This window comes from Rhizobium sp. LARHSG275 (genome assembly GCF_052871115.1).
The window spans coordinates 35,182-48,097 of sequence record NZ_JBIXJN010000009.1; the positions used below are offsets into that span (position 1 = coordinate 35,182).

Consider the following 12,916-nt stretch of genomic DNA (forward strand, 5'->3'; position numbering starts at 1 on the left):
CCGCTTATTGCGGCTGATATCGGAAGAAATGCACCCTCGTATCGCCAAAGATGCGGCTTTCGAGGAAAACATAGGAAGGATGCACGGAAACGACAACATCGGCGCGTTCTTCGAGCACCGCAATGGCGCCTGGCCGCAGCCAGCCGCCTTCGGCCGCCGCCGCCATCGCCTTTTCGCCGAGACCCTTGCCATAGGGCGGGTCGGCAAAGAGCACGTCGAAGGGTTCGAGATTGCCGACGCTGCCGAGATCGGTCGCATCCCGGCGCAGGATGCGGCTGCGGCCGTGCAGGCCGAGCGCATCGATGTTCTCCCAGAGCAGCGCCCTGCCCTCGACGCTGTTTTCGACAAAGAGCGCATGGCGACAGCCGCGTGAAACCGCTTCGAGGCCGACGGCGCCGGTTCCGGCAAAAAGGTCGAGGATCCGGGTGCCATCGACGCATTCCGGATAGGCATGGCTCAATATATTGAACAGGCTCTCGCGCGTCCGGTCGGCAGTCGGCCGAATCTCGTTGGATTTTGGCACGGCGAGAGGCCGTCCGCGAAACTCACCGCCGACGATCCGCACCGCGCGTCATTCCTTTTCCTTTAGCACCACCTCTGGACGGCCCGCCCGCAGGCCTGTCGCCGCCCGGCCTGTCACCGCCCGGCTTGGCGCCTTTCGGCTTGCCGGAAAAATTCTTAGGCCCGCCGGGCTTGCCCGCGAAGCTCTTGCCGCGGGGCTTGTCACCCGCAGGCTTGTCGCCGAACGATCTTTCGCCGCGCGGACGCTCGGAGCGGCCCTCACTGGCAAAACTTCTGGCTGCCCGCGGACGTTCGTCGCCTTCCTCGCGCGGCCTGCGATCACCACGTGGCTTGTCGCCGAAGGGCCGGTCTCCACGCGACGGACGATCGCCGAACGGCCGGTCGCCGCGCGGACGCTCCGAACGGCCCTCACCGGCGGAGCTTCTGGCCGCCCGAGGACGCTCGTCACCGTCCGCACGCGGCTTGCGATCACCGCGCGGCTTGTCGCCGAAGGGGCGATCCCCACGCGGGGGACGATCACCGAACGGCCGGTCGCCGCGCGGACGCTCCGAACGGCCCTCACCGGCGGAGCTTCTGGCGGCACGAGGCCGCTCGTCACCATCCGCACGCGGCTTACGATCACCCCGAGGCTTGTCGCCGAAGGGCCGATCCCCACGCGAGGGACGATCACCGAACGGCCGTTCGCCGCGCGCCGGGCGGTCGCCAGAACCGCGGTCTTCGCGGGCGGGGCGATCGCCAAAGCCGCGCTTGCGGCCGAAGCCCTCGCCCTCATCCTTGCGGCGGGGCTCTTCGCTCGAGCGGATCCATTCGCCATCCTCTTCGCGCACACGGTTCACCTGGGTGCGCGGGCGATCTTCGATGCGATCGAAACCAGTGCCTTTTGCCGGCGACTGCTCGCCGCGCTTGCGTGCGGTCTGCGCATTCTTGGCAGCTTTCGCCGCGGCCTTTTCGCCGAGCGGCCGGGCGCCCGGCGCCATCCAGACATTGGCGCTGCGGCGCTGACCGAGCGGCTGGGGACGCTTCGGCTTCTCGTCGTCCCTGCGGCCGCCGTCACGGCGGTCATCATCTCTGCGCGCCCCACCGTGGCGGTCGTCGCGCTTGGTGTCGAGGCGGCTCAGCGCCCGTTCGCGCTTGTCCTCGTCACGGCGCGGCCGTTCGCGCTTTTCCGGTGCTGCCGGCTCTGCCTCTTCCTCGGCGGCGACCGCCGCCGCATTGTAGATGGGCGCGTCGAAATTCGCCTTGGCTTCCTCGATGAGGCGCGGGCCGAGCTGGTCGCGCAGCGTGCGGCCGCGCACCTCGACGACATGACCTTCCGGCAGGTCGCCGAGCTGGAACGGGCCATAGGAAATGCGGATCAGGCGATTGACGTCGAGGCCGAGCGCGCCAAGCACGTTCTTGATTTCGCGGTTCTTGCCTTCGCGAAGACCCATGGTAATCCAGACGTTCGAGCCTTGCGTGCGATCGAGCGTCGCCTCGATCGAGCCGTAGAGCACACCGTCGACGGCGATGCCGTCCTTCAGCTTGTCGAGCGCGTCCTGATCGATCTCGCCATGGGCGCGGACCCGGTAACGCCGCAGCCAGCCGGTCGCCGGCAGCTCGAGCGCCCGGGCGAGACCGCCGTCATTGGTCAGGAGCAGCAGGCCTTCGGTGTTGATGTCGAGGCGGCCGATCGACATGACGCGCGGCAGTTCTTCCGGCAGGTTGTCGAAGACAGTCGGCCGGCCTTCCGGATCGGCATTGGTGGTCACCAGCCCGGTGGGCTTATGATAAAGCCACAGCCTGGTGCGTTCGATGCCGCGGATCGGCACGCCGTCGACTTCGATGCGGTCGGCGAGCGTGACGTTGACGACGGGGGTTTCGAGAACCCTGCCGTTCAGCGTCACACGGCCTTCCATGATCATGCGTTCAATGTCGCGGCGGGAGGCGACGCCGGCGCGCGCCATCACCTTTGAAATGCGTTCGGCCTTGGCCTCGCCATCGGTCTCGGCCGCGATTGGACGTGCGGCTGCAGCCTTTGCCGGCTTCGCATCGCCCGGCTTCGGCCCGGTGCCCCGTGAAAAGGGCTTTGCGCCCGGGCGTTTTGGCTTGTCTTTGGGTGTCATTTGTTGTTTGCCTGCCTTTTCGGCCTGTCTATCAGGTCACGCATCTGCGGTTAAGTGGAAATTCTTGCGATCGTGAAGACAAATCGTTTCATGGAGATGGCCCTCGAAGAGGCGCGTGCCGCCGGAGAACGCGGCGAGGTGCCGATCGGCGCCGTCGTCGTTGTCGACGATATTGCCGTTTCACGCTCCGGAAACCGCACGCGCGAGCTGAAAGACGTGACCGCGCATGCCGAAATCGCCGCGATCCGGCTCGCCTGCGAAGCGCTCGGGCAGGAACGTCTTGTCGGCGCCGATCTCTACGTGACGCTGGAGCCTTGCACCATGTGCGCAGCAGCGATCTCATTTGCGCGTATCCGCAGGCTCTATTACGGCGCCGAGGACCCGAAGGGCGGCGCTGTCGACAATGGCGTGCGATTCTATGCGCAACCGACCTGTCACCACGCTCCGGAGGTCTATTCCGGTTTCAACGAGGTCCAATCGGCCGATATGCTGCGAAGGTTCTTTTCGCAAAAGAGAGAGGCGCCGTAGTCCGGGCACCTAGGCGCGGCGGCGTCATCTTCGGCCTCGTGCCACGACCGTCTAGGTCGCGCCAATGGCTGCCCCTCACCCTAACCCTCTCCCCGTAAAAACGGGGTGAGGGGACGTGCCAAATGCGGCGTTGAGGTTGAGGAAACCGGTGCGGCATGTCCCTTCGCCCCGCAAGCGGGGAGAAGGTGGCGGCAGCCGGATGAGGGGCTGCTCGGCATTTAAACCAACCGAACAGCAGTGCCTACGCGCCGAGAGCCCCTATTGCAGGAGGTTCCACCACTGCTTGCCGGTGTTGGCGACCGCTGCATCCTTCTTGCGCTTTTTCTGCTTCTTGAGCTCGGGCTCACCGACATCGTCGAGCTTTGCCGGATCGTCTACAGTGCGGTAGCCGGGCGGCGGATCCGATATATAGCGGCGCTGATCGATATAGGAGCCCTTCTGCAAGGCGCGGGCTTCGCGATAGGCCTTGGTCTGTTCTTCCGTCGTGCGCCGGCCGCCTTCGATCGCAGAGCTGGCGAGCGGCGAGCGGTAATTCGGATTGTCCGAATTCGCGTCGGCTTCCGAAACGAGACGGGCGCGGGTCTCCTCCGGCGATTCAAGCCATTGCGGATTGTCCTTGTTGGCGACCGTCTGCTGCGGCGCAACGAGGGTCTCCTTCTGCGCCTGCGCCGGCAGCACCAGCGTCGGACGCGGCGTGTACTTGACGCCCTTGTTCTTCGGGTCCGGACCGGTCAACGACACGGACTGGCCGAGATCGTCGGTCAACTGTTCCATGGCGGTCTTGTCGGTGCCGTAGGTGGGGCTGCTGGCGCAACCGGACACCAGGGAACATCCCGCCACTACAACAGACAAGCAGGCGCCCATACGGAACCAATGCGTTGCTAACATGAAAACCCTTCCAGCCCAGCCGGTGCAATCGTCGCCCAACCGGACAACCGTCCCCCTGACGCAAAAATCCGGCCATTTTCAGGCAGCTTTTACCGGATGAACCGCGAAAGCGCAATTCACCCGGCAATATTCTTCACGTGAGCGCGGCGAGTTCGCGAAGGGCAGCAGCGTCGCGGGCTGAAACATCGGGATATTCCGGATCAGAACCGACATCCCTGGTGATGCGCCAGGAGCGGGCGCATTTTTCACCCTCTGCAAGCTTCGGCACGACGCTGACCTGAGGCACCTCAGCCAGGCGGAAGGCATCCGCTGGGCCTTCACCGGCCTTGATCTCGATTGCCGAGGTGATGCAGACTTCGGTGAAGTCCTGGCCTTCCAGCGCCTTCAGCAGCTCCGGATCGGCGATATGGACGACGGGAGCCGCTTCCAGCGAGGAGCCGATGCGCTTGTCCTTGCGCTCGATTTCCAGGGCGCCGGTCACGACCGAACGCACGGCGCGGATCTTCTTCCACTTCTCGGCCAGGGCATCGTTGCGCCATTCCTTCGCAACCGGGGCAAACTGCTCCAGATGCACTGAAACGGCGGACGGGTTGCGCGACAGCCAGGCCTCCTCGGTGGTGAAGGGCAGCATCGGGGCAAGCCATGTCACCATGCAATCGAAGATCTGGCGGATGACGTGCAAGCTGGCGCGCCGACGCAGGCTCGAAGGCGCGTCGCAATAGAGCGCATCCTTGCGGACATCGAAATAGAAGGCCGACAGCTCGACATTGGCGAAATCGATCAGCGCGCGGGCGATCTTCTTGAAGTCGAAGGCATCGTAGTTCTCACGCACCAGCTCGTCGAGTTCGGCCAGCCGGTGCAGCATCAGCTGCTCCAACTCCGGCAGGTCGGCAAGCGCGATCTCCTCGCCCTTGTCGTGGGCGAGCGTGCCGAGCATCCAGCGGATGGTGTTGCGCAGCTTGCGATAGGCGTCGACATTGGTCTGGATGATCGTCTTGCCGACGCGCAGGTCGTCGGCATAATCCGAGGTCATGACCCAGAGGCGCAGTATATCGGCGCCGGCGTCCTTCATCACCTCCTGCGGGGCGGTGACATTGCCCTTCGACTTCGACATCTTCTCGCCCTTCTCGTCCATGGTGAAACCATGGGTGAGGACGGCGTTGTAAGGCGCACGGCCGCGGGTGGCCGCCGATTCCAGCAGCGACGAATGAAACCAGCCGCGATGCTGGTCGGAACCTTCGAGATAAAGATCGGCCGGCCACTTCAGATCCGGGCGGTCTTCGAGCGTGAAGGTGTGCGTCGAGCCAGAGTCGAACCAGACGTCGAGGATATCCATGACCTGGGTCCAGCGGGAATGGTCGTGGTCATTGCCGAGGAAACGCTCCTTGGCGCCTTCGGCAAACCACGCGTCGGCGCCCTCATGTTCGAAGGCTTCGAGGATGCGGGCGTTGACGGCTTCATCGACCAGAACCTCGCCCTCATCGTCGGCAAAGACGGCGATCGGCACACCCCAGGCGCGCTGGCGCGAGAGCACCCAGTCCGGGCGGCCCTCGATCATGGCGCGCAGGCGGTTCTGGCCAGCGGCCGGCACGAAGCGCGTATCATCGATTGCACCGAGCGCGCGCGAACGCAGCGTCGTGCCGTCGGCAAGGGTCTTGTCCATATAGACGAACCATTGCGGCGTGTTGCGGAAGATGACCGGCTTCTTCGAGCGCCAGGAATGCGGATACTGGTGCTTCAGACGGCCGCGGGCAAAGAGCGCGCCGCGGGCGATCAGTTCCCTGATGACACGGTCGTTGGCATCGCCCTTCTTGCCGTTGTCGTCGATGACGCGGGCGCCCTCGAAGCCGGGAGCGTCCGATGTGTAGAAGCCGCCGTCGTCGACCGGGAACGGGATCTTGGTGTCGATGCCGCGCGCCTCAAGCGTGCGGACAGCCGACATCCAGGCATCGAAGTCTTCGCGGCCGTGGCTGGGTGCGGTGTGGACGAAGCCGGTGCCGGCGTCATCGGTGACGTGGTCGCCATCGAGCAGCGGCACGAGGAATTCATAGCCGTCGCCGAGACCCTTGAAGGGATGGGCACAGGTCATTTCTGCGAAGTCGGCCGCAGAGACATCACGCAAGCGCTTGTATTGCAGCTTGGCCTTGGCAAAAGATTCTTCGGCCAATTTATCGGCAAAGATCAGCTTCTCGCCAGGACGCGGGCCAAAATCGTTCTCGGCGACCGTTACTTCATAGAGGCCGTAGGAGATGCGCGGCGAAAAGGAGACCGCGCGGTTGCCGGGGATTGTCCAGGGCGTGGTCGTCCAGATGACGACGAACGCATCCTTGAGCGCGGCCGGACCTTCGACGACGGGGAATTTCACCCAGATCGTGTCGCTCTCATAATCCTGGTATTCGACCTCGGCCTCGGCCAGCGCCGTGCGCTCGACGACCGACCACATGATCGGCTTGGAGCCGCGATAAAGCTGACCGCTTGCGGCGATCTTCAAAAGTTCGCCGGCGATGCGCGATTCCGCATGGAAGTTCATCGTCGTATAGGGATTGTCGAAGTCGCCCTCGATGCCGAGGCGCTTGAACTCTTCCGCCTGGACCTTGATCCAGCCGGCGGCGAATTCACGGCATTCCCGGCGGAATTCATTGACCGGGACCTCGTCCTTGTTCTTGCCCTTCTCGCGGTACTTCTCCTCGATCTTCCATTCGATCGGCAGGCCGTGGCAATCCCAGCCGGGCACGTAATTGGCGTCGTACCCGCGCATCTGGAACGAACGGTTGATGACGTCCTTGAGGATCTTGTTCAGCGCGTGGCCGATATGGATGTTGCCGTTGGCATAGGGCGGGCCATCGTGAAGGACGAATTTCTCGCGGCCGGCGGCGGAAGCACGCAGTTTCTTGTAAAGACCCATCTCCTGCCAGCGCTTGACGAGTTCCGGTTCCTTCTGCGGCAGGCCGGCGCGCATGGGAAAATCGGTCTCGGGCAAATAGAGGGTCTTCGAATAGTCGATCTTTTCGGCTGTGTCGGTCATGTCTGACAATCGTTTTCTGGCGGCCCAGGAAGGGGCGCAACGGGCGTGAAATAGCTGGTGACGGAAGCGCTCGTATCCAAGCGCCAAAAACCCGGACCTTCCGGCCGCTTAGCGCGCGCGGAAGGCCGGGCCGATAATTCGCATCATCATTGCCAGCCGATATTTCGTCATCGCGCCGGTTCATAGGCGTTTTTGCCGGGAAAAGGAAGAGAAGAATTCGCGGCCCGCAATCGGCATAAGTGGCTGGGATCGCCGGTAGCCGCATCGTTCCGGAAAGCCTAAGGCTGGAAACTCTGTGCGGCTTGCGTTATATATCTGACTATCTGACCAGACAAGATTGAGAGCCAGAGGCATGAAACAAATCACGAAGCAAAGCTGGAAGCTCGAAGACGCGAAAGCGCGGTTCAGCGAGGTGGTCCGCCGCGCACACAGCGAAGGACCACAGCGCGTAACCGTTCGCGGCCGGGACAGCGTTGTCGTCATCAGCGCCGAAGAGCTCGACCAACTGACCAAATCCGAACCGAAAAAGCCTTTCGTCGCCTTCATGGAAAGCCTCGATCTCAAAGAGCTCGACCTTGAGCGAGAGGCAGATTACGGACGGGATGCCGAGCTGTGATCGGCTGGCTGCTTGATACCAACGTCATTGCCGCGCTGATCAATCCGAACGGTGCACCCTCCGTCAAATCCTGGGCTGCGGCTCAAGACGAGAAGAAGATGTTCATCAGCATCCTCACACTGGCGGAATATGACAAGGGCATCGAAAACCTGCCTGAGGACGATCAAAACCGCTATCGTTATGCGGCCTCCCGCGATGCGCTGGAGGAAAGGTTTTCGCAACGCGTTCTTTCGCTGAGCGACGCAGCCGTCAGGCACTGGGGCGTCATTTCAGGGCGCGTGAAACTGAGGACTGGACATGCGCCGTCGGTTGTCGACACGATGCTCGCCGCTACGGCAATCGAGCACAATCTCTACCTGGTAACGCGAAACGTCAGGGATACGCGCTTCTCCGGCGCAGCAATCTTCGATCCATGGACGAACGATCCCGGTCAATTTCCCCTGAGCCGAAGATAGCTCAAGGCCACTCAGGAAAAGCACAATTTCCGGTCAAGCGCGCCGAGCGGCTTAACACCCGCAAGCAGTGCCCTCGCCTCTTCCTCGTCGCGCTTGATCTGGGCGACCAGCGGATCGAGGCCGTCGAATTTCAGCTCAGGTCTAATATAGCCGAAGAAGGAGACGGAGCAGAGCTGGCCGTAGAGATCGCCGTTGAAATCGAAAAGATAGGTTTCGAGCAGCGGCGCGCCGTTTTCCGTCACCGTCGGACGGCGGCCGTAGCTTGCGACGGCGTCGTGGAGCGTGCCGTCCTGACGGCGAAAGCGGACGGCGTAGATGCCGGCGGCAAGATCGACCTCCGGCGGCAGGCGCATGTTGGCCGTCGGGAAACCGAGTTGGCGGCCGAGCTTTTCGCCGTCGATCACCTCGGCTTCCACCGTATAGCGGTAACCGAGCATGCCGGCGGCTTCGCTGACATTGCCCTCATTGAGGAGCGCGCGGATATGGCTCGAAGAGACGACATCGGCGTTTTCGTCGCGGAAGGCATCGATCAGGGTGACGCCGAAGCCGTAGGTCTGGCCGGCATTCATCAGGAAGGCGGGACCGCCCTCGCGGCCGCGGCCAAAATGGAAATCGAAGCCGGTGACGACTTCGGAGGCGCCGAGCCAATCCTTCAGGATCGAATGGATGAAATCATCGGCCGAGCGCTGCGAGAATTCGTAATCGAAGGGGTATTCGATGACGGCGCTGAAACCCAGCGTTTCCAGGATGCGGGCCTTCAGGGGCGCGGGCGTCAGGCGAAAGACCGGCGTCTGCGGCCGGAAGACCGTGCGCGGATGCGGCTCGAAGGTCAGCACCAAAGCGGGGATGCCGCGCGCCTTGGAGATTTCGAGCGCTCGGTTCAGCACCGACTGATGGCCGCGGTGCACGCCGTCGAAATTGCCGATGGCAATGACGCCGCCCTTCAGATGGGCGGGCAAGGGTTCGCGGGTTTCATTGCGGTGGAAGACGGTCATCGGCTGGCTTCTCTTCATGCAAGGCGTGTCTTCATGCAAGGCGGGGCATCCACCACTTCGGCGCGGCGTTTTCCCGTTCGAGATAGGCGTTGAGGATCGCCTCGTCGGTCTCGCCGTTGAGAGTATATTCCTTGGCGTGGATACCACCGCTGATGTAGAGGAGGTCGAGGCCGTAATTCAAGGCGCCCCGCACATCGGTCGGCATGCCGTCGCCGATCGCCAGCACGCGCTCGACCGGGAAATCGCCGCGAAGCTCGCGGGCAGTCGCAAGCGTTGCCTCGTAGATCGGCCGGTGCGGCTTGCCGGCGATGCGGGTTTTTCCGCCGAGCTGCTGGTAATAGGCGGCCATGGCGCCGGCGCAGGGGATGATGCGATGGCCGCGCTCGACAATGAGGTCGGGATTGGCGCAGATCATCGGCACGTCGCGGGCTTTGAAATCGAGAAGCATATCGGTGTAATCCTCCGGCTTCTCCGTCTCGTCGTCGAAAAAGCCGGTGCAGACGAGCGATTGCGCTTCGCCCGCCAGCCGGCGTTCGACGCCAATGCCTTCGAGAAGCGCTTTGTCGCGCTCGGGGCCGAGCAGAAAGACGGTCTTCGGCCCTTCGGCGATCAGCCCGCGCGTGACGTCGCCAGATGTGACGATCCTGTCATAGGCGTTGTCGGGAACGCCGATCTGGCGCAACTGCTCGACCACCTGCCAGGAAAGGCGCGGCGAATTGGTGATGAGGATGACGGCGACGCCGTTCTCGCGCGCCGCTTCAAGGGCGGCTGCCGCCTTCGGGAACGGATCGACGCCGTTGTGAACGACGCCCCAGACATCGCAGAGCACCACATCATATCGACCTGATATCTCCGAGAAGTATTCTATCCGCCTGGCCATTCCGATTTCCCGATTTGTTTCAATCACCGGTGACATTGCAAACGCGCAAGACGATGGCAAGGCATTTTCTTCGCTGCCCGGCCCATGCGAAGAACTCGAACGCGATCCGACGGCGGGGATCGGCAAAGGGTCTGACGATTATCCCGAAACGGCAGATCGCCGACGGCGGACGACTTCGGCAAAGGTTGGCCGCGCCGGCGTTTCGGCCGCAATCTCAGGCTATTCTCAGGCCTCTTCACAATTCCGGCACAAAAATTCGTGATTGCTCTCATTGACTCCTTTCGGAGCCATCCCTAAATGCTCGTCGCTAGCACTCACCGCAAGGGAGTGCTAACATCTATCCATGTGGGCCACTCCGGCCCGCGAATGTCATTCGATCGAGGGATTAGACAATGGCAAGCACCAACTTCCGCCCCCTTCACGACCGCGTCGTTGTTCGCCGCGTTGAGTCCGAAGCCAAGACCAAGGGCGGCATCATCATTCCCGATACCGCCAAGGAAAAGCCGCAGGAAGGCGAAATCGTCGCCGTCGGCTCCGGCGCACGCGATGAGTCCGGCAAGGTCGTCGCACTCGACGTCAAGGCTGGCGACCGCATCCTGTTCGGCAAGTGGTCCGGCACCGAAGTCAAGATCGACGGCGAAGACCTGCTGATCATGAAGGAAGCCGACATCATGGGCATCATCGGCTGATCGGCCGACCTGCTTTCCCGAAATGGCTGACGGGCGTTTTGCCCGAACAACTCGAATTCAGGAGTTACTAATATGGCATCTAAAGAAATCAAGTTTGGCCGCACCGCGCGCGAAAAGATGCTGCGCGGCGTCGACATTCTCGCCGATGCAGTGAAGGTCACGCTCGGCCCCAAGGGTCGTAACGTCATCATCGACAAGTCCTTCGGCGCTCCGCGCATCACCAAGGACGGCGTTTCCGTCGCCAAGGAAATCGAACTCGAAGACAAGTTCGAAAACATGGGCGCCCAGATGGTCCGCGAAGTTGCTTCGAAGACCAACGACATCGCCGGCGACGGCACCACGACTGCAACCGTTCTTGCCCAGGCGATCGTTCGCGAAGGCAACAAGGCCGTTGCAGCCGGCATGAACCCGATGGACCTGAAGCGCGGCATCGATCTTGCTGTTGCCGACGTCGTGAAGGATCTCCAGGCCAAGGCCAAGAAGATCTCGACCTCGGAAGAAGTTGCACAGGTCGGCACGATTTCGGCAAATGGCGACAAGCAGGTCGGTCTCGACATTGCTGAAGCCATGCAGAAGGTCGGCAACGAAGGTGTCATCACCGTCGAAGAAGCCAAGACTGCCGAAACCGAACTCGAGGTCGTCGAAGGCATGCAGTTCGACCGCGGCTACCTCAGCCCCTACTTCGTCACCAATCCGGAAAAGATGATCGCCGACCTCGAAGACGTCTTCATTCTCCTCCACGAGAAGAAGCTGTCGAACCTGCAATCGATGCTGCCGGTTCTCGAAGCCGTCGTCCAGACCGGCAAGCCGCTCCTCATCGTCGCTGAAGACGTCGAAGGCGAAGCCCTCGCAACGCTCGTCGTCAACAAGCTGCGCGGCGGCCTCAAGATCGCTGCCGTCAAGGCGCCTGGCTTCGGCGACCGCCGCAAGGCCATGCTCGAAGACATCGCGATCCTGACGGGCGGTACGGTCATCTCCGAAGATCTCGGCATCAAGCTCGAATCCGTCACGCTCGACATGCTCGGCCGTGCCAAGAAGGTTTCGATCTCCAAGGAAAACACCACGATCGTCGACGGTTCGGGCGCCAAGTCCGACATCGAAGGTCGTGTTGCCCAGATCAAGGCCCAGATCGAGGAAACCACCTCCGACTACGATCGCGAGAAGCTGCAGGAACGTCTTGCCAAGCTCGCCGGCGGCGTTGCCGTCATCCGCGTCGGCGGCTCGACCGAAGTCGAAGTGAAGGAAAAGAAGGACCGCATCGACGACGCGCTCAACGCGACGCGCGCTGCTGTTCAGGAAGGTATCGTCCCCGGCGGCGGTATCGCTCTGCTCCGCTCCTCCACGAAGATCACCGTCAAGGGTGTAAACGACGACCAGGAAGCCGGCATCAACATCGTTCGCCGCGCCCTGCAGTCGCTCGTTCGTCAGATCGCTGAAAACGCAGGCGACGAAGCCTCGATCGTTGTCGGCAAGGTCCTCGACAAGAACGAAGACAACTTCGGCTACAACGCCCAGACATCCGAATATGGCGACATGATCGCCATGGGTATCGTCGACCCGCTCAAGGTCGTTCGCACGGCGCTGCAGAACGCTGCTTCTGTTGCATCGCTGCTGATCACCACCGAAGCCATGATCGCTGAACTGCCGAAGAAAGAATCGGCCGGCGGCGGCATGCCGGGCGGAATGGGCGGCATGGGCGGAATGGACATGATGTGATAGGCCAACGGCCTTTCACAGCATCGTTCATGAATCCGCCCATCATTTAAAGATGGTTCAGCGCGTCAAGCGCGCTGAACTGGCGGAATGGACATGATGTGATAGGCGAAAGCCATCACTGACTACCATTCCGGCATCCGGAACAGGAAGGGCGGCCCTCGGGTCGCCCTTTTCTTTTGCCCAAAGCGATTCGACGGGCGGCATAGTAATTTGCATAGCCGACGAACGCCTGCGCAGTTCTCTCCTGCGGGCCCCGGCACGAAGCTTGCGCTGAACTTGCGCTGCCTGCGTATTTATCAGCTCGCCGACATGCGAGAGATCACAGCAACATTTCCGGCCCGACGTGGAGTGAAAACGTTTGCAAAGCTCTCAAGGATGATATTCCCATGCCAATTCTCGCGAAATAGGCCGAAGATGCAGACATCCTAAGAAAAGCGGCCGATCCGAATACCCCTGAAAAAGCCGTTGCCGTTTGTCCAAAAGCCCCTATAAATCCGCGC

At 62.2% G+C, this 12,916-nt stretch carries 11 protein-coding genes; 5 read left to right on the plus strand and 6 right to left on the minus strand.

The window, feature by feature from the left end; translation table 11 throughout:
• Positions 1 to 4: 4 nt before the first annotated feature.
• Positions 5 to 565 carry a 16S rRNA (guanine(966)-N(2))-methyltransferase RsmD gene (rsmD, locus tag ACIPSK_RS13680; RefSeq protein WP_162118883.1) on the minus strand — a complete coding sequence of 187 codons (561 nt, stop codon included), beginning with the start codon at positions 563 to 565 and terminating at the stop codon, positions 5 to 7.
• A complete protein-coding gene (locus tag ACIPSK_RS13685; protein WP_162118882.1) occupies positions 546 to 2,624 on the minus strand; it encodes a pseudouridine synthase in 2,079 nt (692 codons plus the stop codon). Before ACIPSK_RS13685 ends, rsmD begins: the two co-directional genes overlap by 20 nt.
• 90 nt (positions 2,625 to 2,714) lie before the next feature.
• Between ACIPSK_RS13685 and ACIPSK_RS13690 the strand changes: the two genes are divergently transcribed.
• Positions 2,715 to 3,152, plus strand: coding sequence for a nucleoside deaminase (locus tag ACIPSK_RS13690; protein WP_032985246.1), 438 nt, complete (start codon positions 2,715 to 2,717; stop codon positions 3,150 to 3,152).
• Between the two features lie 258 nt (positions 3,153 to 3,410).
• Here the strand turns inward: ACIPSK_RS13690 and ACIPSK_RS13695 are convergent, their stop codons facing one another.
• Both ACIPSK_RS13695 and ileS read right to left on the minus strand, forming a co-directional pair.
• Positions 3,411 to 4,040, minus strand: coding sequence for a hypothetical protein (locus ACIPSK_RS13695; protein WP_017962987.1), 630 nt, complete (start codon positions 4,038 to 4,040; stop codon positions 3,411 to 3,413).
• 133 nt (positions 4,041 to 4,173) lie between these two features.
• The gene (gene ileS / locus ACIPSK_RS13700) at positions 4,174 to 7,065 is read right to left on the minus strand and encodes an isoleucine--tRNA ligase (RefSeq protein ID WP_162118881.1); all 2,892 of its coding nucleotides are present in this window, start codon (positions 7,063 to 7,065) and stop codon (positions 4,174 to 4,176) included.
• A gap of 352 nt (positions 7,066 to 7,417) precedes the next feature.
• Here ileS and ACIPSK_RS13705 point away from each other — a divergent pair, with 352 nt between their 5' ends.
• Positions 7,418 to 7,681, plus strand: coding sequence for a type II toxin-antitoxin system Phd/YefM family antitoxin (locus ACIPSK_RS13705; protein WP_017967183.1), 264 nt, complete (start codon positions 7,418 to 7,420; stop codon positions 7,679 to 7,681).
• A complete protein-coding gene (locus ACIPSK_RS13710) occupies positions 7,678 to 8,136 on the plus strand; it encodes a type II toxin-antitoxin system VapC family toxin (protein ID WP_162118880.1) in 459 nt (152 codons plus the stop codon). The genes ACIPSK_RS13705 and ACIPSK_RS13710 overlap by 4 nt, the downstream gene beginning before the upstream one ends.
• Positions 8,137 to 8,147: 11 nt before the next feature.
• Here ACIPSK_RS13710 and ACIPSK_RS13715 read toward each other — a convergent pair whose 3' ends face one another.
• Together ACIPSK_RS13715 and ACIPSK_RS13720 are read right to left on the minus strand one after the other, a co-directional pair.
• Positions 8,148 to 9,131: a bifunctional riboflavin kinase/FAD synthetase gene (locus ACIPSK_RS13715; RefSeq protein ID WP_162118901.1), complete on the minus strand. Its 984-nt coding sequence runs from the start codon at positions 9,129 to 9,131 to the stop codon at positions 8,148 to 8,150.
• A 31-nt stretch (positions 9,132 to 9,162) separates the two neighbouring features.
• Positions 9,163 to 10,011, minus strand: a complete 849-nt coding sequence (locus tag ACIPSK_RS13720; protein WP_162118879.1) for a TIGR01459 family HAD-type hydrolase — start codon at positions 10,009 to 10,011, stop codon at positions 9,163 to 9,165.
• A 392-nt stretch (positions 10,012 to 10,403) separates the two neighbouring features.
• Here ACIPSK_RS13720 and groES point away from each other — a divergent pair, with 392 nt between their 5' ends.
• Together groES and groL are read left to right on the plus strand one after the other, a co-directional pair.
• Positions 10,404 to 10,700 carry a co-chaperone GroES gene (gene groES, locus ACIPSK_RS13725; protein ID WP_003545797.1) on the plus strand — a complete coding sequence of 99 codons (297 nt, stop codon included), beginning with the start codon at positions 10,404 to 10,406 and terminating at the stop codon, positions 10,698 to 10,700.
• Between the two features lie 72 nt (positions 10,701 to 10,772).
• Positions 10,773 to 12,416: a chaperonin GroEL gene (groL, locus tag ACIPSK_RS13730; RefSeq protein ID WP_017967179.1), complete on the plus strand. Its 1,644-nt coding sequence runs from the start codon at positions 10,773 to 10,775 to the stop codon at positions 12,414 to 12,416.
• The last annotated feature ends 500 nt before the right edge of the window (positions 12,417 to 12,916 follow it).